The 22,747-nt window shown below is 35.7% G+C and carries 23 protein-coding genes, 2 pseudogenes and 1 riboswitch; of the genes and pseudogenes, 11 read left to right on the forward strand and 14 right to left on the reverse strand.

The genetic code is table 11. The features are described 5' to 3' along the window. Nucleotides 1–15: 15 nt before the first annotated feature. Nucleotides 16–441 (reverse strand): NucA/NucB deoxyribonuclease domain-containing protein, encoded by a 426-nt coding sequence (locus tag CJU60_RS06970; protein ID WP_095713328.1) that lies wholly within the window; start codon nucleotides 439–441, stop codon nucleotides 16–18. 176 nt (nucleotides 442–617) lie between these two features. On the opposite strand from CJU60_RS06970, the pseudogene CJU60_RS06975 reads away from it, so the two are divergent. Continuing rightward, nucleotides 618–968 (forward strand): annotated as a pseudogene (locus CJU60_RS06975) (sigma-70 family RNA polymerase sigma factor); the annotation flags it as partial. Nucleotides 969–995: 27 nt separating this feature from the next. Here CJU60_RS06975 and spoIVCA read toward each other — a convergent pair. The 3 genes and pseudogenes from spoIVCA to CJU60_RS06990 all read right to left on the reverse strand — a co-directional run bounded on the left by spoIVCA (nucleotide 996) and on the right by CJU60_RS06990 (nucleotide 3,968). Further along, complete coding sequence (spoIVCA, locus tag CJU60_RS06980) at nucleotides 996–2,456, reverse strand: site-specific DNA recombinase SpoIVCA (RefSeq protein ID WP_255238328.1); 1,461 nt, start codon at nucleotides 2,454–2,456, stop codon at nucleotides 996–998. Beyond that, nucleotides 2,414–2,592: pseudogene (locus CJU60_RS21760) on the reverse strand (hypothetical protein). Before CJU60_RS21760 ends, spoIVCA begins: the two are co-directional and overlap by 43 nt. Before the next feature lie 440 nt (nucleotides 2,593–3,032). Beyond that, nucleotides 3,033–3,968, reverse strand: coding sequence for a DMT family transporter (locus tag CJU60_RS06990; RefSeq protein ID WP_095713331.1), 936 nt, complete (start codon nucleotides 3,966–3,968; stop codon nucleotides 3,033–3,035). Between the two features lie 269 nt (nucleotides 3,969–4,237). On the opposite strand from CJU60_RS06990, the gene pdxR reads away from it, so the two are divergent. Further along, nucleotides 4,238–5,713 (forward strand): MocR-like pyridoxine biosynthesis transcription factor PdxR, encoded by a 1,476-nt coding sequence (gene pdxR, locus CJU60_RS06995; protein WP_095713332.1) that lies wholly within the window; start codon nucleotides 4,238–4,240, stop codon nucleotides 5,711–5,713. Between the two features lie 625 nt (nucleotides 5,714–6,338). Here the strand turns inward: pdxR and CJU60_RS07005 are convergent. The 5 genes from CJU60_RS07005 to CJU60_RS07025 are packed head-to-tail and all read right to left on the reverse strand — an operon-like array spanning nucleotide 6,339 to nucleotide 10,644. Further along, complete coding sequence (locus CJU60_RS07005; protein WP_095713334.1) at nucleotides 6,339–7,574, reverse strand: TIGR01459 family HAD-type hydrolase; 1,236 nt, start codon at nucleotides 7,572–7,574, stop codon at nucleotides 6,339–6,341. A 26-nt stretch (nucleotides 7,575–7,600) separates the two neighbouring features. Beyond that, nucleotides 7,601–8,404 carry a bifunctional hydroxymethylpyrimidine kinase/phosphomethylpyrimidine kinase gene (gene thiD, locus CJU60_RS07010; protein WP_095713335.1) on the reverse strand — a complete coding sequence of 268 codons (804 nt, stop codon included), beginning with the start codon at nucleotides 8,402–8,404 and terminating at the stop codon, nucleotides 7,601–7,603. 1 nt (nucleotide 8,405) lies between these two features. Beyond that, nucleotides 8,406–9,176: a class I SAM-dependent methyltransferase gene (locus CJU60_RS07015; RefSeq protein WP_072183287.1), complete on the reverse strand. Its 771-nt coding sequence runs from the start codon at nucleotides 9,174–9,176 to the stop codon at nucleotides 8,406–8,408. Further along, nucleotides 9,176–10,183, reverse strand: a complete 1,008-nt coding sequence (locus tag CJU60_RS07020) for a thymidylate synthase (protein WP_095713336.1) — start codon at nucleotides 10,181–10,183, stop codon at nucleotides 9,176–9,178. The genes CJU60_RS07015 and CJU60_RS07020 overlap by 1 nt, the downstream gene beginning before the upstream one ends. A 14-nt stretch (nucleotides 10,184–10,197) precedes the next feature. Then, entirely contained in the window at nucleotides 10,198–10,644 is a 447-nt protein-coding gene (locus tag CJU60_RS07025) for a nucleoside 2-deoxyribosyltransferase (protein WP_071578506.1), read from the reverse strand. Nucleotides 10,645–10,721: 77 nt separating this feature from the next. Continuing rightward, nucleotides 10,722–10,825, reverse strand: a riboswitch (TPP riboswitch). Between the two features lie 497 nt (nucleotides 10,826–11,322). Here CJU60_RS07025 and CJU60_RS07030 point away from each other — a divergent pair. Then, nucleotides 11,323–11,949, forward strand: coding sequence for a LysE family translocator (locus tag CJU60_RS07030; RefSeq protein ID WP_095713337.1), 627 nt, complete (start codon nucleotides 11,323–11,325; stop codon nucleotides 11,947–11,949). Nucleotides 11,950–12,009: 60 nt separating this feature from the next. Here the strand turns inward: CJU60_RS07030 and CJU60_RS07035 are convergent, their stop codons facing one another. Next, on the reverse strand, nucleotides 12,010–12,750 hold the full coding sequence (locus tag CJU60_RS07035; protein ID WP_095713338.1) for an alpha/beta hydrolase: 741 nt from the start codon (nucleotides 12,748–12,750) through the stop codon (nucleotides 12,010–12,012). Between the two features lie 401 nt (nucleotides 12,751–13,151). Here CJU60_RS07035 and rapE point away from each other — a divergent pair, with 401 nt between their 5' ends. From rapE to CJU60_RS07075, 8 genes are all read left to right on the forward strand, one after another. Further along, nucleotides 13,152–14,279: a response regulator aspartate phosphatase RapE gene (gene rapE, locus CJU60_RS07040; protein WP_095713339.1), complete on the forward strand. Its 1,128-nt coding sequence runs from the start codon at nucleotides 13,152–13,154 to the stop codon at nucleotides 14,277–14,279. After that, the gene (gene phrE, locus CJU60_RS07045) at nucleotides 14,269–14,403 is read left to right on the forward strand and encodes a phosphatase RapE inhibitor PhrE (protein WP_014114495.1); all 135 of its coding nucleotides are present in this window, start codon (nucleotides 14,269–14,271) and stop codon (nucleotides 14,401–14,403) included. The genes rapE and phrE overlap by 11 nt, the downstream gene beginning before the upstream one ends. A 110-nt stretch (nucleotides 14,404–14,513) precedes the next feature. Beyond that, complete coding sequence (locus CJU60_RS22150; RefSeq protein ID WP_483294925.1) at nucleotides 14,514–14,927, forward strand: CDI toxin immunity protein; 414 nt, start codon at nucleotides 14,514–14,516, stop codon at nucleotides 14,925–14,927. A 114-nt stretch (nucleotides 14,928–15,041) separates the two neighbouring features. Then, nucleotides 15,042–16,895, forward strand: coding sequence for a T7SS effector LXG polymorphic toxin (locus tag CJU60_RS07055; RefSeq protein WP_095713340.1), 1,854 nt, complete (start codon nucleotides 15,042–15,044; stop codon nucleotides 16,893–16,895). A gap of 11 nt (nucleotides 16,896–16,906) precedes the next feature. After that, a complete protein-coding gene (locus CJU60_RS07060; RefSeq protein WP_019260159.1) occupies nucleotides 16,907–17,359 on the forward strand; it encodes an SMI1/KNR4 family protein in 453 nt (150 codons plus the stop codon). Nucleotides 17,360–17,457: 98 nt separating this feature from the next. Further along, the gene (gene cdiI, locus CJU60_RS07065; protein WP_042976551.1) at nucleotides 17,458–17,817 is read left to right on the forward strand and encodes a ribonuclease toxin immunity protein CdiI; all 360 of its coding nucleotides are present in this window, start codon (nucleotides 17,458–17,460) and stop codon (nucleotides 17,815–17,817) included. Between the two features lie 350 nt (nucleotides 17,818–18,167). Further along, a complete protein-coding gene (yqcF, locus tag CJU60_RS07070; RefSeq protein ID WP_095713341.1) occupies nucleotides 18,168–18,746 on the forward strand; it encodes a type VII secretion system immunity protein YqcF in 579 nt (192 codons plus the stop codon). A gap of 109 nt (nucleotides 18,747–18,855) precedes the next feature. Then, nucleotides 18,856–19,158 carry a contact-dependent growth inhibition system immunity protein gene (locus CJU60_RS07075; protein WP_095713342.1) on the forward strand — a complete coding sequence of 101 codons (303 nt, stop codon included), beginning with the start codon at nucleotides 18,856–18,858 and terminating at the stop codon, nucleotides 19,156–19,158. Nucleotides 19,159–19,253: 95 nt separating this feature from the next. Here CJU60_RS07075 and CJU60_RS07080 read toward each other — a convergent pair whose 3' ends face one another. The 4 genes from CJU60_RS07080 to xepA all read right to left on the reverse strand — a co-directional run bounded on the left by CJU60_RS07080 (nucleotide 19,254) and on the right by xepA (nucleotide 22,686). Further along, on the reverse strand, nucleotides 19,254–20,138 hold the full coding sequence (locus CJU60_RS07080) for a DMT family transporter (RefSeq protein ID WP_042976554.1): 885 nt from the start codon (nucleotides 20,136–20,138) through the stop codon (nucleotides 19,254–19,256). Between the two features lie 319 nt (nucleotides 20,139–20,457). Then, nucleotides 20,458–21,282, reverse strand: coding sequence for a peptidoglycan recognition protein family protein (locus tag CJU60_RS07085; protein ID WP_095713343.1), 825 nt, complete (start codon nucleotides 21,280–21,282; stop codon nucleotides 20,458–20,460). Nucleotides 21,283–21,325: 43 nt separating this feature from the next. Next, nucleotides 21,326–21,748: a phage holin family protein gene (locus CJU60_RS07090; protein WP_044154461.1), complete on the reverse strand. Its 423-nt coding sequence runs from the start codon at nucleotides 21,746–21,748 to the stop codon at nucleotides 21,326–21,328. Nucleotides 21,749–21,792: 44 nt separating this feature from the next. Beyond that, complete coding sequence (gene xepA / locus CJU60_RS07095) at nucleotides 21,793–22,686, reverse strand: phage-like element PBSX protein XepA (protein ID WP_085186530.1); 894 nt, start codon at nucleotides 22,684–22,686, stop codon at nucleotides 21,793–21,795. Between the last annotated feature and the right edge of the window lie 61 nt (nucleotides 22,687–22,747).

Consider the following 22,747-nt stretch of genomic DNA (forward strand, 5'->3'; position numbering starts at 1 on the left):
GAGCCTCTTCTTTTATCACTGAACAATAAACAACACTTTGGTGCCATCTGGATAACTGCTCATTTGATTTCCTACCCATGAACCGGCGCCGCGATTATCAGAAGGCGTTACATATCGGACATCGGCTCCGGCACCTCCTTCTTCACAAACTGCCATCGGCCATTCATCCCGATCGTAGCCAGGCTTCGTCGGAATTCCTTTTAATGATTCCTCCCGCCTTTTGTCCGCTCCATCACGATCAATTGTACATATATCAGAATGTCCTTCGGCAATCGCATCTCTTATATGATCCCCGGTTTCCGGATAACGAGACAACGGAAAATATAAAACTTTGTCATATAAAGCAGCCCCCTTGACCTGTTGCGGAGCCGTCATATCCTTTCCCAATAAACCAAGAAAAACTGCTGCCGCCAGAAGAAGCATTGCCATCCATCTTTTCATCCTCATCCCCCCATACAGTTTCGTTCATTTAAATGTATGGGGGCAGCGTAAAGATTATTTTAAAAAACAAAACCTAAGCTCCCCATTGAGAAATTTCCCGGTACAGACACAGACAGCCTTCCGATCACATACATTGACATATAGGCTTTTGCCTACATAATCATGTGGAGGTGACGATGGTGACAGGTGTTTTCGCAGCGCTCGGTTTTGTAGTTAAAGAGCTTGTCTTTTTAGTATCTTACGTGAAAAACAATGCCTTTCCACAACCGCTCTCAAGCAGCGACGAAAAAAAATACTTAGAGCTCATGGCTAAAGGGGATGAACATGCCAGAAACATGCTGATTGAGCATAATCTTCGCTTGGTCGCCCATATTGTAAAAAAGTTTGAAAATACAGGTGAAGACGCAGAGGACTTAATCTCCATCGGAACAATCGGGCTGATCAAAGGAATTGAAAGCTATTCCGCCGGAAAAGGGACAAAACTGGCGACGTATGCTGCGCGGTGTATTGAAAATGAGATTGTAATTACAAAAGGGGGGTGCATACACCCCTCTTTAATACGTTTCAATATATACGGTGTCAGAATCCACAACGGTAACTTCTTTCACGATAAAGTTAACAATTGTTTTTTTATCTTCAAGAGTTAAGTTATCTGCACCGATTGATTGAAAATAGTCGATGGCTCTCTTTAGAGCATTTTCGCTTGAGCTTGTATCATCTAATACTTTCATTTTTGATTGAATTTCGTTACACTTTTCAGTAAGCTGGTTTTGCTTTTTTTGCAGCTCAATAATTTGTGCTTTGATTTCATCAATATCTAAATCATCGTCATCGCTTAGGCTGATTAGCGTTAAAAGACGCTTGCGGCCTTTTTTTGTTTTCTCTATCTCTTTCTGAATAAGTTCTAATTCATCAGACAGGTGATTTGAGTGTTCAATTTCTTTAAAAGAAGCATACTTTTGAGGATTTGTGATGAATTTAAAAATCTCACTCCATACATGTCGGTTTAATTTATTCTCAGACATTTCTTTTCCGCAGCCGCGATCCTTTGCTCCAGAATAATTTTTCCGGCAAGTATACACATAGTAGTCTTTACCGTGTGACTTTCTTTTCTTCCCTGTCATGGTATTTCCGCATTTCCCGCATCTAACCAAACCCGATAACAAGTAATTGTGAGGGCTGATACTCAAGTGTTTTCTTTTACTTTGACCTAAGAGTTCTTGAGCATAATCCCATTGTTCAGCTGGAACAATTGCTGGAATTGCCACAGTGATTTGCTCTTCTTCAGGCCTTATTTTAATTATAGATTTGTTCCCTGCCTGTTTTGAAACATAGGAACCCTCTGTATCATATTTATACTGTCTATGTTCACCCTTATAAGAAGAGTTCATTAATATCTGTCTAACAACCTGCCTGTGCCATACTTTAGCGCCTTTTTTTGTTTTAACCCCCATCTGAGTTAAATGTAGAGCAATCCCATTTACTCTGCCGAAAAAAGGGCTTTTATGATCGGTGAAATAGTTAAAAATCATCCGAATGATTTTTGCTTCCTCTTCAAATATCTCAAGAGTTCTTTTCTCTTTAACAAATTTATAGCCATATAGTTTAGAATCTTTAATGATCATGCCTTTTTTCATTTTTTGAAGTCGACCGCTTGATGTCCGTTCTTTGATTTTGGCTTTTTCAAATTCTGAGATTGCTCCACGCATAGCGAAAAATAATTGACCTTCTGGAGAATTGGCGTACTCTCCATTTACAAATATCAATGGTATATTTCGCTTTCGTAGTTCATCATCAATGATAAGCTGATTCATTAATTTCCGAGAAAGACGGTCTGGATCGTAACAAATGACTTGACTTATAAGTCCTTTGCTTGCATCCTCCCTCAAGCGATTCAAAGCCGGACGTTCTAAAAGCTCTCCAGAAAATCCTTCATCGGCATACTTCAGTACATCCTTAGTCCCTGCTTTCTTTATGCAGGCCTCGATCTGGCTGTCGATGCTCGATCCCTTGATCGCTTGTTCCTCGGTCGATACCCTTACATATATTGCTATCACCCTGAATCTCCTTCCTATATAGTTTTATTAAATAATGATAGCAATCGTTAATGCATTTGTCAGCTTGCGGTCCCTCGATGATTATGACCTTCATAAAATGCATCACCCCTTGGGTAATGCTATGTAGGAGCTGTTTGTCCAAATGAGGAGATTTTCAATGAGTATAAAAAAGCAGTAAAAAAACCGATGGTAAAAACCACCGGTTTTCACTACACTAATTAGGCCCTCACATGGTATATCTATATTATTGGTTATGAAAACTTAATTTTTATTACCCTCTTTATATTCACTTTGATCATTTCTATACGTTAAATGAAATATGGTTAAAAAATGGTGAGCTAAAACAATAAAGATACCAACCTGTTCATTTGGTATCCTCATTCTTCAAATACCTCAATAAAATGGGCACTGTTTTTAGGTTATTAAACCACTGAATATTTTATGTTATTGCACGTGTACTGGTGCCAATAACCACCATTCCACTTTCGATATCAAAATTTCCCATCTAGTTTAAAAAAGCTGGCGAGAGATAGTTTATCCCACACTCTTTTTAGTATTGTTAATCTGTCTATGTTTTTTCGCCCATAGTCTTCCAATATAACCTGTTCCAAATAGAACACCCGCTACAATAAATACAAATCCTATTAATTGTGAAATTGTAATTGTTTCATTTAAAAAAATAGCGGAGAATACAAGACCAAAAAATGGAACAAAGTTGTTAAATATGGCTGTTTGACCTGCACCTATCTGCTGAATAGCTGCATTAAAAACAATATATCCAATTCCCGTTGCTACTAACCCTGATACGATAAATAAAAAGTAAGTAAATAAAGGTGCAGAAGTCATTTCATTGACCCCACCAGGTTCCGTTATAAAACTAATAATCAACAATCCAATTGAGCCAGCTAGGTACATTATTGTTGTTACCTGTTTTGAATCAAGTGTTTCTGTTGCCTTTTTTACGAAAATAAAACTAATTGCTTGGACAAACATGGCAATAATTAAAATTAATTCTCCCTGAGATAATTGCATGTTACTGAATGATCTACCCTGAATAAAGAAGACGCCGGTTAATGCTAGAATAAAACCAAGCACTCGTAATTTTGTCAGTTGTTCACCTAAAAAGAGAACAGCAAGTATTGCGGTTGTGAGTGGAACTAATGCAAGAATTAAAGAAGCATTCGAAGCATCAATCATTGTTAAGCCTACTGCTATTAGCGAATGATGTAAGATGACACCAAATAACATTCCAAGTAATGTATAGATCCATTCCTTTTTCGTTAAACGACGAAATGATTTCCCCAGAACGATTATGATTAATGCTGTAATCCCAGCCATCATAATTCGAAAAGCTGTCATTGTTTGAGGGGGTAAATCTTCCACCAATACTTTAATTATAACAAGATTAAGTCCCCAAATAGCTGTAACAAAAAACACTAAACCGTATAGTAATAAGCGTTTTTGATTCACAAGTTACTCCTCCATTTTCCAAGTGTAATGCTATGTTTAACTATAAGTGCCATATTACTTTAACGTTTGTATAACACTCAACACATTTCTATAACACTTATCCTTTATGTTTTCATCTGTGGAACTACTGTATGAAGACTTGCTTAATAGCGTTTTATTCTTATGTATGAATAATTTTCATTCAAGGGTTAAAATAAATATATTAAAATCTGCTATATCAGATAAGACTATAATACTAACCAAATGTATAACACTTAGGAGGATTTCTGGTGCGAATTGATATTCAAAGAAATAGAGGGGAATCACTATCTAAACAAATATATCAATCTATTGTTGACCGAATCCGTTCAGGACTTTTGGATGAGGGGTCGAAATTGCCTTCTGTACGTAGTCTTTCCAAACAACTGGAAGTAAGTTTGGTTACAGCTGTCAAGGCTTACAAACAATTAGAAAATGATGGATTTGCTACTTCTATCCAAGGAAAAGGTACTTTTGTAAAAGCAAAAATAAGCGATAAAAAGAAAGAAGAAGCAATACCTTCATACGATTGGCAATTATCACTTCAAGATTATCTACCAAGATCCCAGTTTGCTCGTTATCATATAGCTCCTCAAAAAGTTCATCTTTCATCGTCCATGATAGATCCTAAACTACTTCCAAACAGATATTTTGAGCATGAGGTACAACAGGTTCTTTCGGAGAACCCAGAGTTATTGTCTATATACGGCAATGTTCAAGGTGATAATCAACTAAGGAGTGAAATGTCTGCCTATTTAAAAAGGTCAGGGGTTACTTCCACACCAGAAAATATCTTAGTTACAAGTGGTCTTCAACAAAGTATAGATCTTGTTGCTCGTACATTTGTTGGACCTGGGGATGTGGTTGTAATGGAAGCACCGACATACCCGGGGGCAATTGATATTTTTCGGGGAAGAGGTGCCACCATACTTACGGTGCCTGTTGATAAAGATGGAATGCGAATAGATATACTCCAAAACGTGTGTGAAAAGCATAAACCAAAAGTAATCTTTACGATTCCTACATTTCATAATCCAACAGGTGTTGTTATGTCTCTAAAACGACGTAAGCAGTTACTTGATATAGCCGGGAGTATTCATTGTATTATTGTGGAGGACGATCCATGCAGTGAGATTTATTTTGGAAAAAAACCACCTGTCACCCTTAAAAGTATGGATCAGTTTGGTAATGTAATTTATTTAAGAGGATTGAGCAAAACGATTGCTCCGAGTTGCAGAATAGGAATATTAACAGCTTCTGGCTCTATTTTCAATCGTTTATTAGCTGCAAAAGCAAATGCTGATTTAGGAAGTCCTTTACTTACACAAAAGGCTATTCTTCCCTTGATTAACTCTAAAAGAATGATAGATCACTCAAAGAAGTTGAGGACGGCTCTAAAAATCCGAAGAGATTTAGCTCTTGATTTACTTACAAGTCTTTCTCCTGAGGGTGTATCTTGGACGATACCAGAAGGAGGATTAAATTTATGGATCAGTTTGCCTTCTTGGATTGATAGTCATCTTCTTTTATCAGAAGCAAAAAAACAACAGATAACATTTTTACCAGGATCAGCATGTTATCCAGTGGGGCAAGAAAATAATCATTTGCGTATTAGTTACTCATATATAAATGAAGAACTATTAGCACATGGAATTAAAACATTATGTAATATCTTTCATACTGCGATTTCATCCCAAAAAATAAGTGAAAATAGACCAAATTTTTAAAGTAATCATTGATAATATAAACTGAATTTTAGATTTCATCGTTCACTTCTAAGAATCTTCGAAACAGCTTATATTTTGAAGATTCTTGGTCAGTATTTAATTTCTCAAGTCCTCAAAATATTCAAATGTCTGTCGGTTATTGAAATAATCTTCGTATTGGATCATGGGTATCTTATCCGCTTTTCTTCAATATATTCCACATTACGAGTAATGTAGTTTTATGAAGAACAGCAAGAGTTACAAAAGCAAGTAATCCCATCGGTTGAATTGTTTTCGGACCGACTGTTATTTTGCATACAAAACGGTCGGTAGTTGCTTCTTTACATGTTATCCCTAACGCCCCAATCCAACCTGCCAAATCGTTTTTCATTTTGCAATTCTTTGTTTTTCCTTATCCTGTATCTCAAACGTTAAAGCCCATTCAATCCTTATATTTGCATAATGTTACATTCATTTTGTGTACAAAATAGTCACTGATACCGCATCATGAATAATTCTATAGAGATTTAATAACCTATATTAAAAACAAAAAAGATACCAATTTAATCTTTGGCATCTTCTCTATTTGATTCCCTTCACAATTATTTACATATTTCATCCTACTAATTGAAAATATAAAGTTAACTTAACGAATAAAAGCAAGGTCTTTCTTTGCTAAAGCATCTTCCAACCACCTAGGGTGCATTGGCAATAGATTATCTGGTAACTCGTGAATATTAAAATACCTAACTTCTAAGGCCTCCTCTGTGGATTTTTTCAATGTCCCTCCAATAACTTCACATTGAAAACAGTTGGTAATAAAGTGACTGACTCTTCCGTCAGGGTAAATAAATGTTTGTGAGCTTGGATCTGAATAAACTCCTATCATTTTAGAAACTTTAACAGTTAATCCGGTTTCCTCTTTTATTTCTCTTATTATCGCTTGCTCAACTGATTCACCAGGTTCCACATGTCCTGAAGGGATGCCCCATAGACCATTATCAGCACGCTTCATTAATAAAACCGAACTTGATTCTTTGATTATTATTCCAGCGACTCCAGCTTTAACTTGTTCTGTCCATTGATAATCTGGTTTCTCACGCACTTCTATCTTAACTTCACTATCGAACAAATACTTCAAATCTCGGATCACAACATCTGGATTTCTAAAGTCATGTTCTACAGGAAATAAAGTATTTTGATCAGAAACTAAGATTGAAGCTATCCCCATTCGATTCGCTCCAATAATATCTGTCTCAGGTGTATCTCCAATCATGACGCATCTCTCTTTGTCTTCAAAGGACTCAAGTACTTTTTCAAATATTGAAGACTCCGGTTTTCCAATTATAATGGGCTTTTTATCTGCTCCCGTTTTAACAGCCTCAACTATGGCACCTGTAGCTGGAGCTGGTCCTTTAGCGGTGGGAAATGTTTTATCCCCATTTGTAGCAATAAATGAAGCTCCACGGCGGATGAGATTTACCGCCTTATGTATATCTTGAAAAGTAATATTGTTATCCCATCCAATAACAACAGCCTCTGCTAGGTCTTCTTCAAGATCAATACCAGCTTTTTGAATCTCGTTTTTTAGTTCATCATTTCCTAATATATATGCTCTCTTTATTCCAGCCTTAACAAGGTAATCAGCTGTTGCCCACCCCGAAGTAATCACTTCATCAATACTTGCTGAAAAACCGAGTTTATGAAGCCTTTTAACAATCGTTTCTCTTGTAACACAGGGATCATTCGTTAAAAAACGAATGGATTTCTTTTCTTCACGGAGGCGTTTTAAAGAAGAAACAGCTTCTGGTAAAGCTTTGTCTCCTATATAAATAACTCCGTCTAAATCGAATAAAAATACATCATATTCCTTATAGATCATCGTAACACTCCTTAAGTAGATGTCTTTTAGTTAATGATTGAGCGATACGCGAAATGATTTGTAGGCCCATGTCCCTTCCCAATCCCTAAAGGATGTTTAATCGCAGCTGAAATAAATTCTTTTCCAGTTGCTACAGATTTCGGTATACTGTGCTGCTTTGCTAGCTCTGCAGTTATAACGGCAGAAAAAGTACAGCCTGTTCCATGAGTATGTTTTGTATCAAAGCGAGGAGAAACAAATTCCTCGAAGGCCTCATCAAAATACATAATATCGCGAGCTTCTCCGTTCAAATGCCCCCCTTTTACTACAGCACTCTTTGCTCCATATACTTCCACAATTTCTTTAGCAGCATCTCGCATCTGCTGTACAGTTTTTATTGATTTGCCGATTATTACTTCTGCTTCTGGAATATTTGGTGTAATAACAGTTGTTTGAGGTATTAATAATTTTTTCAAATGATTAACGGCATCCTTTTGAAGTAGATGATGCCCACTTTTAGCAACCATAACTGGGTCCATCACATACGATTGGATATTAGCCGCTTTTAATTTTTCAGCTATCAGTTCTATAATTTCCACACTTGCAAGCATACCAGTTTTTACAGCATCCGGTTTTATATCTCCAATGACACAGTCTATTTGCTGAGATATATTATTCAAGGATACCTCCTCAAAACTTTTCACACCAAGTGTGTTTTGAGCAACAACTGATGTAATAACAGCCATTCCAAATACTTGCTGCTCCTGGAAGGTTTTTAAGTCTGCATGAATTCCCGCTCCCCCGGTTGGATCTGTTCCAGCAATCGAAAGTGCTTTATAGATATCCGTCAACTCATACACCTCCTAAGGTAGGTTTCACTGCTTCAAAAATTATAAAAGGCGGGTATTCCTTTTCACTTTTCCAATTATTAAATTTAAATTTTTGTTCGATGGCCTTTAACTGCTCTCCGTCAATATCGTTTAACGTTGGTTCCAGTAATGTTACACTTTCAAAACCTACATTAGATAAAAGTTTATAGTACATTGACTTCGGCCAATGAAAGTCATTTAAAATTAAATCTTCTTGTTCAGGAACATGAAGCCACTCATTTCTTTCTTCTCCATAAGAATACTCTTTCCCCGGTATTCCGTTGCGAAAGGTTGAAAATTCTATTCCAGTTGAGTCAGGGTTTGTATCGAGTATAACAAAAGAAGCACCTGGTTTTAACACACGAAAAATTTCATCCATGATTCTTTTGATACGTTGATCACTATCTGTATTAATAAAGACGTAACAGGCCATAGCAGCATCAACTGAATGATCTGGTAAGAAGGAAAGATTATCATGTTCAATTAAATGATAGTCAACATGTGGATGTTTTCTTTTTGTCTTTGCTATATCCAACATCTTACTTGATTCATCTACTGCGATTACATTGCAATCTATTCTGTCAGCTAACCTATATGCTACCTTTCCGGGACCACAGCCAAAATCGAGCACCTTTTTAATATCCGCTTTATCAAATTTACGAAAAACATACTCAAAACCTAATGTTTGTTCTAAAACGTCGTTATAAGCATCGAATTTACCAGCAACACTGTCTTCTTTCCAAGAAGTTTTCATTAAATTTCCTCCTTTTGTTTAGTTGAGAAGTAATTAAACCACTTATTTCTAACAAAAAATTGATAAGTAGGAAGTAAGCCTTGAAATAGAGAAAGGTCCATATCTCGCTTATAAGCAATATGCTGATATATACTGAAAAGTAAAAGAACCTGTTCCCAATACTCAGGTAATTCTAGAGTTTCAATATCATGCCTTGACAATGAAATTTGATCTTTTCTAAGCAAAGACTCATATTCTAAAACTGTTTCAATGAAAGGCCAATTATTCCCGGCAGGCATTTTAGGAAATTCAAAAGCCGAGGTATCATTATAATTTTTAGCTTCCTCAAGTACTGTTTTTGCCCATTCGTTGTCGGACTCGTAGATATGAAAGGAACCAACATTATGGAAATATTCTCCGACTTCTAAATGAAGTTCTCTCGCCATTAATTCTTGCATAAATGTAAAAGAGAAAAGATCACTAATCATTCCTCGAAATGCATCATTTGCACGCATTACGGAAGACATGTATAACTTGTTTTCTCTTATGAAAAATTGCAAACCGATTGTGCAAGAAACATCAATGTTTCCAGAAACGAAGAGTTCCGAGGCATCGAATATTTGAATAAATGCCCTTTTTGAATCAATGTCTTCTTGTGTCAAAAGATTTTTTATTCTATTCCATTGATTTAGTTTTGCGTTTCCAAATTCAAATATTTTAGGTCCATACGCAGTGCCTGTTAATGTTTTTTTATTCATTGAATATAAAGGCATTTTTTTATTGTAATAACTAATAAAATCTAAGTTGTTACTCCCCGACAAATACCATAAAACTTCAGCAAAATTAAACACGATATTTGTTTTTCTAGAGGGTAAGTAAGTGACACGTTCTACTGGATTTTCAAGGGTCAGATGATAGTTCAATTTTTCTTTGCTTTTTTGTCCACGCGGTGAATTCAAAAATTCAGGGTTGTGATAGATGTCATACAGGGTTTCCATATATGCTTCATGAAAAGTTCTCTTTCTCATTTAGATTCCACCTTTTATTTCATAAGGATACTTTTAATCTTCTGTAATAAATCATCGGTATCTTTAAAATTAATGTATTCAACATCAGCTACTACATTTAACCCTTGGATTAAGAATGCGTAATCTCTATCTTTTTCTAGTAATAACACTATCTTTTTTTTCAAGGCAGAAGCCCATCCAATTTCTATATGTGTTCCAGGAGAAGCCGGTGAGCCAGGAAAAGCTACAAAAAGGTCACAAGTGCTTATTTCATCAAAATCAATTTTAGTGCATTGTTGAGGTGTCATGAAATCTTTCCCCCATCCTTCTCGCTTGTGAGCATTATGAACTAACCATCCTTCATTTTCAAAAAAAGAAATTAAAGATTCCAACTTTCCCCTTTCATGTAAGCTCATCAATCCAGTATTCTCGTCTACTAAACTTTTAAAAGGCCCTGCTAAAAAAACTTTTTTAGTTGTCACTTTAATATCATCCTTTCAAAATAAATAAAGCCACTTTCATATGGAAAGTGGCTTAAAAATAGATAAGATAAAAAATCTCTCTAATTTTCTCACTTCCCTACGCTGGTGTTAACCAAATCAGGTTCAAAGGGTCAGGACTTAAGTCTCTTCTCAGCTTCTAAAAGCTCCCCTAGTGGATAAAATATAAATATTTACTTTAATCCTAAACTATTCCACATGATTAGTCAAACAATGTTAGGTTAACAAGAAAGCAGCTAATTATAATTTAAAAAATGATACCTATAAGTTTTGGTATCTTCATCTAAATCGAGTCCCTCAATAAAGTGAAAGTATATTGTCAATTACAAAAGCCTGTTATTTCAAGCATATGAAGTCATTCAATACATCTATTTATATCGGTTTATATCTATTTTGGACACAAAATGGGCGCAAGTTCAGCAATCCGTCCAAATAAAAAAGGAAGGTCTAATCACCTTCCTCTTTATGGACCAACTCGATCTGCGCCAATTTTGAAACCACCATTTGAAGCATTGTCTGTATCTGAAAAGTTAGTAAATGCTAGACGCTTTTTAACACCATTACTGTAAATTGAATTCGGCCTATCTTCATTAATATTGTTTAATATTTTAAAGAATAAAGTTATACTATAAGAAAAATTGGAAAGGTGAAGATTTGAACATGGAGAATTATTTATTATTTATCTTTACAGCAATCCTAATCATAATTATGCCCGGACCAGGATTTGCATTAGTTACAAAAAATACTCTCTCACATGGTAAAAAAGGTGGTATAAAGACAGTATTAGGAACGGTATCTGGAATGATGATTCATACAGTAATGGCTACACTAGGACTTTCTGCTATCCTAATGAAATCAGCGATACTATTTACAATAATAAAATATGCTGGTGCTGTTTATTTAATTTATTTAGCTGTAAAATCAATTAAAAGTGCTTTTTCTAAAAAAGAAAACATAATAGTAACAGAGGACGCAAAAGTTAAGGTAACTAGTACAGTTAAAAGTTTCAGACAAGGATTTATTACTGCTATATTGAACCCAAAAACAACCGTATTTTTCCTTAGTTTTCTACCGCAATTTATCGTGAGTAATCAAAGTCATTTTTTCCAATTTCTTTTCCTTGGACTCACGTTTACAATTTTGACAGGTATCTGGTATTTGTTTTATATCGTTTTAATACATAAATTACGAATTTTCTTAAAAAAAGAGAGTATAAACAGAACGATAGAAGGGGTTATGGGAACGGTATTATTAGCATTTGGTATTAGATTATTTTTTCAAAAATAAAAAAAAAAGAAAAGAGAAATATCCATCATAAAGGATTTCTCTTTTTTTACTTAACTCTAATCACCATTGTAATTTTTTAAGGAATGATAAAATATCTGAATGGATGATTTCTTGGTCTTTTCCTAATGTCATCAAGTGCTTTGAATTAAGATAACATTTGACACTTTTATTAGTCGTAATTAAATTATCATATATATAGTTCGCACTTTCCTTATATAATGGTTCATCTAACTCTCCGTACATGATTCTGATTGGTTTATTAATCTCTAAGTCTTGCATTGTCATATCAATATGATCCTTGAGGAACACTAGTCTTTCGGACGACAATTTTTCTAGTTTTTTTATTTCAATGCAGATTTGTTGTTCTTCTTTTCCTTCAAATTGTTTGTAAGCCCTCGCAAATTTTAAAATACGATCTTTTAATGAATCAACTTCTCTTTTATATGGTACAGACATGATAACAATGCCATTAACATCATTGAATCTTTTCCCTACATTTAACGCAAGCACTCCTCCTAGAGACACTCCGATAACGGCAATATGTTTACAGCCTTGATTTTTTAAGAAAGAATAACCTTCTTCAACACTTTTCCACCAATCAGTGGGGGTTGTTTGAATTAATTGTTCAGGTGATAATCCATGTCCTTTATAGAGAGGGGCAAAACATGTATAGCCTTTTCCATTTAAATACCTTCCTAGTTGTTTCATATCACGAGGATTACTAGTGAAAGAATGTAATAATAAAACTGCTTTTGTTCCTCCCTTTAAGAAGAAAGACTTTGGTTTAATAACTTTCATCATTGTTTCACACCCTTAAATCAATAATTTCTTCATTAATACTTTCATACTAATATGATTATAGCATTATCAAATTCAGCAAATTGACCATTTTTTACTTACCTTTTTTACCTAACCTTCTTCGCGTTATTTAAATAATTAATTTATAAGTAAATAGGAGTAAACATGTGGTTACTCCTCTAACTTTGTCTGTTCACCTTTTGCTTCTTCATAGTCTGGTGTTTTCTTAAATAGAGCAAGACAATCATCTCTCCATAACCTGGTAGAAGCTCCTTAATTAAAAAGCCAAAAAGTTCTTGCGGTCCCACCGAAAATTTAAATTGCGGTGCCCTATTGCCTTTTTCTGCGAACGAAAACTTGTTAATATTTACATTACTAGTAGAGTTAAGGGAAGGGTGAATTTCTTGATATCAATCACATCAGCTGAAGTGGGAATGAAGATTAATGAATGGCATAGGCATATTCAAAAATTCAACGTTACTGATGCTGAAATGTTAAAGGCTGAAATAGAACGTGATATAGAGGTTATGGAAGAAGATCAAGACTTGCTTATTTATTATCAACTAATGGCCTTTCGCCATAAAATCATGTTGGAATACACGCTGCCATCTGATGAAAACCGAATGGAACTTTCAGAATATTCGAAGAAAATTGAAGGCCATAAGAAAAAACTAGACAATATGCGTGCATACTATTATAACTTCTTCCGTGGGATGTATGAGTTTAGAAACGGTGAATACACAAAGGCCATTACATATTACAAAAAAGCTGAACGTAAAATTCCAACAATCTCCGACAAGATTGAAAAAGCTGAGTTTTATTTTAAACTGTCTGAAGTCTATTATCATATGAAAATGACACACATTTCGATGCATTACGCTGAGCTTTCATACAACATCTATAAGAAACACGAGCTTTATTCTGTTCGACGTATACAGTGCCATTTTGTTATTGCTGGCAACTACGATGACCTTGAAAATCATGAAAAAGCTCTCCCCCACCTTCAAGAAGCTTTAAAAGGTGCTGAGCTGCTCAAAAGTAAAAATACTCACATCTATGCCACTGCATTTTTCAATCTCGGCAATTGCTATCACAAAATGGACAACTTAAATAAGGCTGCACGTTACATCGAACAAGCCTTGGTTCAATACAGAAAAATAAACTCTGACGTACTTCCGCAAGCTTATCATGACCTAGCGTTGATTTATTTTAAACAAGGCAAAAAAGAACAGGCAATGGATTGCTTCCGCAAAGGAATCAGAAGTGCTGTAGATTTTAAAGACGAACTTTTTATGAACTTATTTGAAGCATTAGACGTTCTTTATATAAGAAATGGCGATACACCTAAACTCCTCAACATTTTTTCTCGTTTAGAGAACGGCAAAGGATACCCTTATCTGGAAGAGCTGGCATTGTTAGGAGGCAACCTTTTCGATTATAATGGAAAAATAGAGGATAGTATCATCTGTTTCAAGAAGATGGTATATGCTCAAAAGCAAATATCGAAAGGGGAATGCATGTATGAAATCTAAATTGTTTATCAGTTTATCCGCCGTTTTAATTGGACTTGCCTTTTTCGGATCTATGTCTAATGGCGAAATGAAGGAAGCATCCCGGAATGTAACTCTAGCACCTACTCATGAATTCCTTGTTTGATTCGATAAACAACATTAGTTCTGATTCCCTTTAGGCCGTTTCATAACGGCTTTTTCTTATTTCTAATACTGAAAAAACCCATCATACATAAAGCTTTTGAGGTGAAAATTTTGGACTTATATGATGAATGCTTAGAAGCTCTAGGAAAAAACAAAGAAATCTTATCAGAAGAATTATCGGCAAAATATTATGAACTACTTTCAAACAGTTTCCCCTTTACATCTTGGGGACGAATCAAGTGGGAAGAAGTTTGTTGTCACCAACCTATAGATTACGAGGAAGAGATTGACGAGTGGCTAGCTAAACACCATTTTAAAGATAGGAACATTATTATTCTTTGGGGTTACGGAGATCAGCCAGCATTAAAAACCAGTCTTGAGCATGCATTAAACGTAATTGATGATGTAACTGCCGTTGGATCAGATACTTTTATGTTTAGTGAATCCGGCTACGTTATCGAATTTTTTCATGATGGCGATGTTACAATTGGAAAGTCCCCTTTTATTGAAAGGATCAGAAAATAGGTAAAATGACACAGATCGAATGATTCATTTCCACCCTTTGATCCACATAACAGTTAGTTTCATCATTCTTCCATGGTAATATTTTGTTATATGATTAAATGAGAGGGTATGATTATGAAAGTCTTTGAAGCTAAAACACTTATGTCTGAAGCTACAGACCGCGCCAAAGAATATAAAGAACTAAGGACGCAAATGGTCAACTTGAGAAAAGCTTTACAAAGCGTCGCTGAACTGGACGACAGCGAATTCTCAGGTAAAGGCGCTAATAACATTAAAGCATTCTATCACGATCATGTTGGTGTCACTGATCAATGGATCGACTACATTGACATGAAAATCGCATTCTTCAACAGCATTGCCGGAGCTGTCGAGGACAAAGGACTCTCTGACGCATACGTGGAAGAATCCTTTTTAGAACATGAACTGGCTAACGCCCATAAAAAATCAAAGTCCATCGTGTCTGAACAGAAAAAAGCCATGAAAGATATCCTAAGCGATATTGACGACATCCTCCCGCTCGACTTGTTTTCAACAGAAACCTTCAAGGATGAGCTTGCAGATGCCAATGACAAACGAAAAAAAACAATTGAAAAACTAGGTGACCTTGACGAAGATTTACTGACAGAATATGTTCTGTCAGAGCCAAATGAACAATTCATCAAGTCAGATTTCCAAAAGCTCCAAGAAGCAACGGGCAAAGGGAAAAACGCTACGCCCATTCACTACAACGCCAAGGCATACCGTGAGAGTGATATACATAAGAAAAAAGGTGATATTGAGAAGCGTACAGAGGCTTATTTGAAGATCAAGAAAGAAGAAGCGAAGGAACGCGAGATAAAAGACTTAAAGAAAAAGCTGGCGAATGGTGTCTCAGATCCGGATGAGTATTTAGAAATTGCGAAGAAGATCGGGTATGAGAACCTTGAACCTGCACAGTTACAGTATGTGGTGCAGCTAGAACAAGCAAAACAGCTGAAGTCCGTCGGTGAAAGTGTAATCAATGCAGGTAAAACGGCATTGGATATCATCGATGGGGTTAATGATGGGCTTAACGATGCGATTGATGATACGATATATGGCATCAAAGACTTGGTAGTAGGAGCCTGGGAATATTCACAGCTTCCTATGGAACTAAAACTTGCAAAAACAATTACAACAGTCTTAAGTGTCCCCTCCTACCCTAAAATAATTTGGACAAACATCGTCGATTCATGGAATGATAAAATGATAAATGGCGATGCATACACAAGAGCACATTATATCAGTTATGCAGTCGGTAATATCGTTGGTCCAAAAGGTGCGGGTGCCGCAGTGCAAACCACTACTAAGCTGTCAAAAGTAGGTAAAGTGGTGGAAGGTGGAACAGCCGCTGCTCATGTGAATAAAGGAATTACAAAAGGAAACAACCTTATTAATCCCTTTTTTAAAAACAGATATGAACCTGCACTTGTAGGAATTGCACAAGATATTGAGAATACTCATAATGTAAAGAATACGTCTATATTAAAAAAAGCAATACAATCCAAACATGATCAATTTGTTAAAGCTGCACCATACACGTACGAAAACAGTGCAGGTAAAACAACGACTATTAACTTAAGAATGGGTCACTTGAAAAATGATGTCCACCCAGTAACAAAAGTTCCCTATGATAAAGATGGATTTCCAATATTCGAATCAAAGCATACACTCACACTTGATAAAGCCGACTTTAAAAAAAGTAGAGACCAACATTTTGACAAATTAAATAAACAATTATATAAGCAGATTGAAGAAGACCCATCATTGATTAAAAAGCTTGATTTGAACGAAGATGATTTACTTGATCTTCAAGATGGAGTAACACCAGAGAAATACACATGGCACCACCATCAAACTCCTGGAAAAATGGAGCTAGTGGACCGAGTAATTCATGCTAAAACAGGTCACACTGGCGGATATAAAATTTGGGGGAAAGATGAGAAATAGGAGGTTAACCAATGCAAAGTATTAAATGGAGAAAACGAAGCACCTTTCAAGAGGCTACAAACAGTCAGATCAAAGAGGTAGAAGAGAAATTAAAAATCAAGTTCCCGACAGATTACAAAGAATTCATTAAAGACCATAATGGATGTTCCCCTATAGATAAAAAGGTTGTTTTATTCCAAGATTCTCGAGAATCAATCAACAATTTACTGAGCATAGGAGATCCTACTCGGCCAATTGATCTCCTTAGTACAATTGATAATGTTAAAGACCGGTTAGTTGATAAGATCATACCTTTTGCTACAGATGCAGGGGGAAACCTCTTTTGTTTTGATTACAGAATGTCTTCTCAAGAACCCGTAATTGTTTTTTGGGATCATGAGATCGCTTATGAAGATAAGGAAAGTTCCATTAGCTATGTTTGTGATTCATTTACAGAGTTGATTAATAAACTATACGAGGGATAAACGGATAAAACCTTTCCCCTTCTTTTTGTGAGGAGAGAGTAAAAAAAGGTGGAAAGCCCTTCTTGTTATGAGAGGGCATAATTCGGTGTAAAAATGAAATGGATAATAAAAATAAAGCATTAATTAATTATTTCTTTAAGGTTATGGGTGATGAACGATTTATACAAATTTTAGAGAAATTCTCCAACGGAGAAGGTTATGGTATAGAGAATGTTTGGTGTGTATTTGCTGATGACTACAAAGAGTGGGAAGAAGATTACTTTGGAGATGAGGGTATAGCTTTTTATTTCGATTACCCAGCAGTCGAAGAAGATGAAGAAGTCATATTAGATTACGAAAATTTTTATAAATATTTAAATGAAATTGTTGGTCAATATGTAGAACGACACCCAGACAATAAATTAGAAGTAGAAAAATACATGGGAACCATTAAAGAGAAATATAATATTAAGCTATAAGGAAAAGCTGAATATTTCTATGTTGTACATTGTTATGTTATTTTAAAGCCCCATGAAATTTCTAAGGGGCTTTGTTCTATTTCAAGAAGGCTTCGCTTTGAGCAAATGGTAAGGCTATAACTGGACGTGATATGTTCAGGAATAAAGTCTTCAAAGAAAGGCAAGAACATAGCCTCAGTAGCGCAAAATGTTGGTTCCTTTTGGAGTACGCAGAATTAACAAAAGCTTAACTCCAAGTCAGGTTTTTAAGTTAACGAATCCTAAACTAACAACAAAAATCCAGAGCTTTATCAACCTGAATTACCTTTGTCCTAAAGGAGTATACTTTGGTGATTAGGAGAGATTGTCTAATGGGCGTTACACAAGAAAATAAAGTAAATGCTAGAACAGTTTTAGGAGCTTTTGGGGGTAAACCTAAGGTTACGAAATATTGGGATGATAACAAGAGTAGCAGCATTGATATTTTATCGGTTAGTGACCAACCTCAGGAAGGTATCACATCATATTCAACTCTAGGCTTGTCGGATTATTCTATTAATTATGAGGTGAATGGCACTCCCTTACGGATAGAAATCGTAGCTGCAATGGAGTCAGCTTCAGACATATATGCTAATGTTTTATCAACTTGTGCCTTTAATATAATCAACTCAAATTTCTCTTGTGCACCAGGTGTTATTTTTAAAGATGTGATTAGTATGTATGATCAGGAAACCGATATGAAACATGTTATGTTCGTTCCCCCATTTTTATGGGAGGAAGATTTAGAACTACTTGAATTTAGTAACAAAAATGTTACTTGGCTAATGGCTTTACCTATTTCAGAAAGAGAATTGCAAGTAGCTGAACAACACGGTCCAGACCATTTACAAGATCTTTTGGAATCAAAGCAGATTGATATTTTTGATATAAAGAGAGAATCTGTTGCTTAAATAACATTCATTCAAAATTGATGTTTTATTTAATAAAGAAGAGTACTTTACAAGTCCCTCTTAATGGGGGCTTATTCCAACCAACCATATAAAAAAGAGAGGAAGTACCATGGATGAAAGTTATGATTTCTTAGACGAATTAGTAAATTTTTTAGGTGGAACATTTCATCAAGATATCCAATCGCCTGAACACGCATTAGACGAATTTATTGAGGAAATTAGTAAAGAAGGTTTGCTATTTACAGTAAAGTATTGCGAAGAGTTTCTAAATAGCAATCTAACTAAAGAAGAAAAGGAAGACATTATAAAGTGTAATGCAGAAATATATTTCCCGACAATTGGATTACCACCAATAGAATGGTTGAAAAGTGTAATAGAACAACTAAAAGAAGCTATTTTAAAAAAACACTGAAAGGCCCCCATTTTATGAGAGGGCCTTTTATATTACTTCAATTTTAGCTTTAGTCTTAGGACCATAAATGTCGTCCTAAGTAACCTACACATAGACTAAAATCGTTTGACGCACTCTTGTGTTCTGCGAAACCTTATTTCACTAGCAAAAGTAGAACCTAATAAAAGAATTCCACCTATAATTTGTAATAACGTGAATTGCTCTTGTAATACTAGACCAGAAATGAGAATAGCAACAAATGGGTCAACATAACTCAACACAGCTATGCTCTGACCTTTTAATTTTTCCATGCCAGAGAAGAACAACCAGAACCCTATTCCTGTGTTTACAATCCCCAGAAAGATTATAAAAGGAATTGATGATGATGATACACTTAGCATGTTAAGTCCTTCTGTAATAAGGACGTATGGTAGAAGAATTAAAGCTGTGACCAACAGTTGGATAATGGTTACTTCCAGCCGATTCATCTCTTTAATAAACTTATTTAACAACATTAACGCAGCATAAAATGCAGCTGCAATTAACCCCAAAATAATCCCAATTAAATCCTCTCTTCCGGATGCACTAACACCATTTCCGACAATGAACATCATCCCTAATACTGCTACGAAGATACATATCACTTTTTTAAATGAGAGTTTTTCCTTTAAAAAAATAGGTGAAAGTAACATCACAAAAACAGGTGCAAAATAATAACCTAACGTGGCATTCGTTAGTGTTGTATACTCATAGGATTGATAAAGAAATATCCAATTTCCTCCCAAAGCAATACCCGATAAAAAAAGAAATATCCCACAACTTTTTATTTTTTGCCACGAGAAGCTTTTTCTCTTATTAATAAACACAAGTGTTAAAAAGAGAAAACCAATTGAGCTACTTAAAAATGCTGTTTCACTCGAAGATAAGTCAATGTATCTCACAATTAAACCAATTGTACCAAAAATAATCATTGATAATATAAACTGTATGCTAGATTTCATTTTCTACTCCTTCGAATCTGCGAAACAGCTTATATTTCGCAGATTCTTAATCTGTTTTAAATATAAGCGTGTTTATGAGTAGAAACGGTGGTGGTGGAGAAGTAGCAAGTCTAACACTCGGATTTGTCATTGAATTTGATAATGGCATAAATAAACCAACCTCCAGTTTTTTTGGTTAGATAAGTATATAATAAAAATATTTGGATGTATATTAAGAATTTTTGGATATAAAGGTTGTAGTGGCTAATGGTAAAAGTCACTAGACCAAAATTGTGCTATTTAAAAGGATAAAGAGCTGGTTATTATTCTTAGAGCTTGTTCAGTTCCTCTTTGATAGAGCTTCAAGTTTGGCTTTAGTCTTAGGTCCATAAATTCCATCAGCAGAAAGCCCATGCATCAACTGAAATCGTTTAACCGCGTTCGCCGTTTTCGGACCATAATAGCCGTCAATGCCGTTGTTTTTCGCTCCTTTATCCGGGTAGAAGTATAGTTCAGCCAGTGCTTTTTGAATTTGTGTTACCTTTTCTCCTTTCATCATTGGGCTCTTCACTTTAAAAATACCGGAAGGCAGCGCATATGACGTTTTCTTGCTGCTTAATTTTGTTGTTTTCTTTTTAGCTGTACTTGTTTTACTTGTGCTTGTTTTCCCACCTAGCGCTTTCAATTCTTTTTCAATGGCAGCCTTAACCTCGTCCCATCTTCTTTCTGACAAGATACGGTGTGGGCAATACTTCCCGTTCCAGTCTTGGTGTTTGCGGACTCGATCAACACCCCATCCGCGTTCTTTAAGTAGTTGCGCTACAAACTTAATAGCGAGTTTTTCCGCTGCCTTATATCGTGCCCCTCCTGATTTGCTATAACAAATTTCGACACCAATCGACTTACGATTCCCTGTACCGTTTGTTCCATCTCCGGTGTGCCAAGCGTTACGATTCGTTGGAATCCCTTGAATGACTTGTTTATCGTCTACTGCAAAGTGAAAACTCGTTGAGCTAGAGTTATTCTTCATGTAAGAAATCTCATTGGCTGCTGAAGCATCATTCGCAGTGTTGTGAATAGTGATATATTCAGCTTTCATTGGATTAGGACATTTCAATTCATACTTTGATTTAGAGACTAAATTCTTTACAACTTTAATGGCCATATATCCTCTCTCCTTCTGTCTGTGTAATAAAAAAGTCACTGGCTTAGCCAGCAGCTCTGTCTGCGTTATCCTTACTCTGTTCTTTTTCGTTCTCAATGGTTTGTAATCGATCTGTTATTGTTGAAGGGATTTTAACACCGATCTGTGCTAAGTTTTCAGTTATTGACAAACCTTCATTAGCGATATAAAAAAGAACGGTACCAAAGGTTAAGACACCGTTCAAATTGAGTACTGTATCAATCACGTTTGCTAAAATGACCGCAAAGAAATTGAGTAGCTTGCGGACATAGCCAAACCATGCGCTTCGGCTTCGCAGTTTTTTGAATTTCCATGCCTTGATTACTCCTGTTAAAACGTCAATTATGCTAAGTACTAGAAGTAAATCAAGGTACTTCACCCCTCCAAATAAATATACTCTTGCTAAATCTAATGTTTCAAAATTGATAAACAAACTTGTCTCCTCCATTCTAATCACCTCCTCCGAGGCAAATAAAAAAGGACAGCCGGATCTTATGAGACGGCCGTCCCTCTAACTGAAAAGTTTCCATTTGTTAAAGCTGTAAGCTCCATAACAATTTCTTTAAAGCCAGTAATGCTAAAAGACCAAGCTTCTGATTTCCCTTTGGTGCTAGTGGCAAATGTTCCGTCATCTACTTTCTGCCCTCTAAGGGCTCTTTTTGTTCCCGATAAGGATTTACCCCAGAACTTCAATTCACTTGTCTCAGCCGTCCCATAAACCTCAATGAGTAACGTTTTGAATGATCCAACGGTGAATGGGTTACCCTCACCTATGGTTTCTGTTTTATCGTGAAAGACAATATCCATTGTTTTTGCTTGAGTGTCTAATGAGCTAAGGTTCAAGCCTTCAGTTTGAACTTTTAAACGACCATCATTAGTTAAACCGTTTTTATCTAACTGGACTGACAACGGAGCAACTGCTGTAATAGGAACAGTGTGGTTAATGTTTATATCCTCTTCACCTGCGCCCAGTGACTGGTATAGTAAAAATTCAGATTGCTGCAGGTTACCATTTGCGTATCTGAAACGGAAATAGCGTTTAGTTAAATGAATCCATTCAGTCTCGCCAAGCGTATTTGCTTTAACTACCAATGAAGAGACAGTGGTCCATGTATTCATATCATTACTTTCTTCGATGAATAAGGTTCCTTCACGATCAGAATAAGCGTGACCTTTTACTTTTGAAATTAAAACCTGACCTAATCGATCTTGTCCATATTGCGTGTAGACTTCAGTGGCTTTTAAAACTGCGTTCGTCAGCAGCTCTGAATTACCGGAGATTGAAGCTACCGGCACAACAAAATCTCTGTTTCCTTCTCTGTATGGCTTGGCTGCCCCCGGCTTACCAGTTGCATCTGTTGAAAATTGAAAACTATATGATGCCATTATAAATCCTCCTTGCTATTGTAGATCATTAGTGGTGAGCATGGGTTTACAACGGAACCAC

Origin of the sequence: Bacillus sp. 7705b (assembly GCF_002289525.1) — a bacterium.
Lineage (GTDB): Bacteria > Bacillota > Bacilli > Bacillales > Bacillaceae > Bacillus > Bacillus halotolerans.

Bases quoted from the DNA above. Each gene is read 5' to 3' on its own strand.
- xepA (WP_085186530.1), bottom strand. From the start codon at position 22,686: ATGGCATCATATAGTTTTCAATTTTCAACAGATGCAACTGGTAAGCCG.
- cdiI (WP_042976551.1), top strand. From the start codon at position 17,458: ATGGATAATAAAAATAAAGCATTAATTAATTATTTCTTTAAGGTTATG.
- CJU60_RS07085 (WP_095713343.1), bottom strand. From the start codon at position 21,282: ATGGCCATTAAAGTTGTAAAGAATTTAGTCTCTAAATCAAAGTATGAA.
- CJU60_RS07015 (WP_072183287.1), bottom strand. From the start codon at position 9,176: ATGAAAACTTCTTGGAAAGAAGACAGTGTTGCTGGTAAATTCGATGCT.
- CJU60_RS07020 (WP_095713336.1), bottom strand. From the start codon at position 10,183: ATGAGAAAGAGAACTTTTCATGAAGCATATATGGAAACCCTGTATGAC.
- CJU60_RS07035 (WP_095713338.1), bottom strand. From the start codon at position 12,750: ATGATGAAAGTTATTAAACCAAAGTCTTTCTTCTTAAAGGGAGGAACA.
- CJU60_RS07080 (WP_042976554.1), bottom strand. From the start codon at position 20,138: ATGAAATCTAGCATACAGTTTATATTATCAATGATTATTTTTGGTACA.
- phrE (WP_014114495.1), top strand. From the start codon at position 14,269: ATGAAATCTAAATTGTTTATCAGTTTATCCGCCGTTTTAATTGGACTT.
- CJU60_RS07005 (WP_095713334.1), bottom strand. From the start codon at position 7,574: ATGATCTATAAGGAATATGATGTATTTTTATTCGATTTAGACGGAGTT.
- CJU60_RS07090 (WP_044154461.1), bottom strand. From the start codon at position 21,748: ATGGAGGAGACAAGTTTGTTTATCAATTTTGAAACATTAGATTTAGCA.
- CJU60_RS07055 (WP_095713340.1), top strand. From the start codon at position 15,042: ATGAAAGTCTTTGAAGCTAAAACACTTATGTCTGAAGCTACAGACCGC.
- yqcF (WP_095713341.1), top strand. From the start codon at position 18,168: ATGGGCGTTACACAAGAAAATAAAGTAAATGCTAGAACAGTTTTAGGA.
- CJU60_RS07075 (WP_095713342.1), top strand. From the start codon at position 18,856: ATGGATGAAAGTTATGATTTCTTAGACGAATTAGTAAATTTTTTAGGT.
- CJU60_RS07030 (WP_095713337.1), top strand. From the start codon at position 11,323: ATGGAGAATTATTTATTATTTATCTTTACAGCAATCCTAATCATAATT.
- CJU60_RS07060 (WP_019260159.1), top strand. From the start codon at position 16,907: ATGCAAAGTATTAAATGGAGAAAACGAAGCACCTTTCAAGAGGCTACA.
- CJU60_RS06970 (WP_095713328.1), bottom strand. From the start codon at position 441: ATGAAAAGATGGATGGCAATGCTTCTTCTGGCGGCAGCAGTTTTTCTT.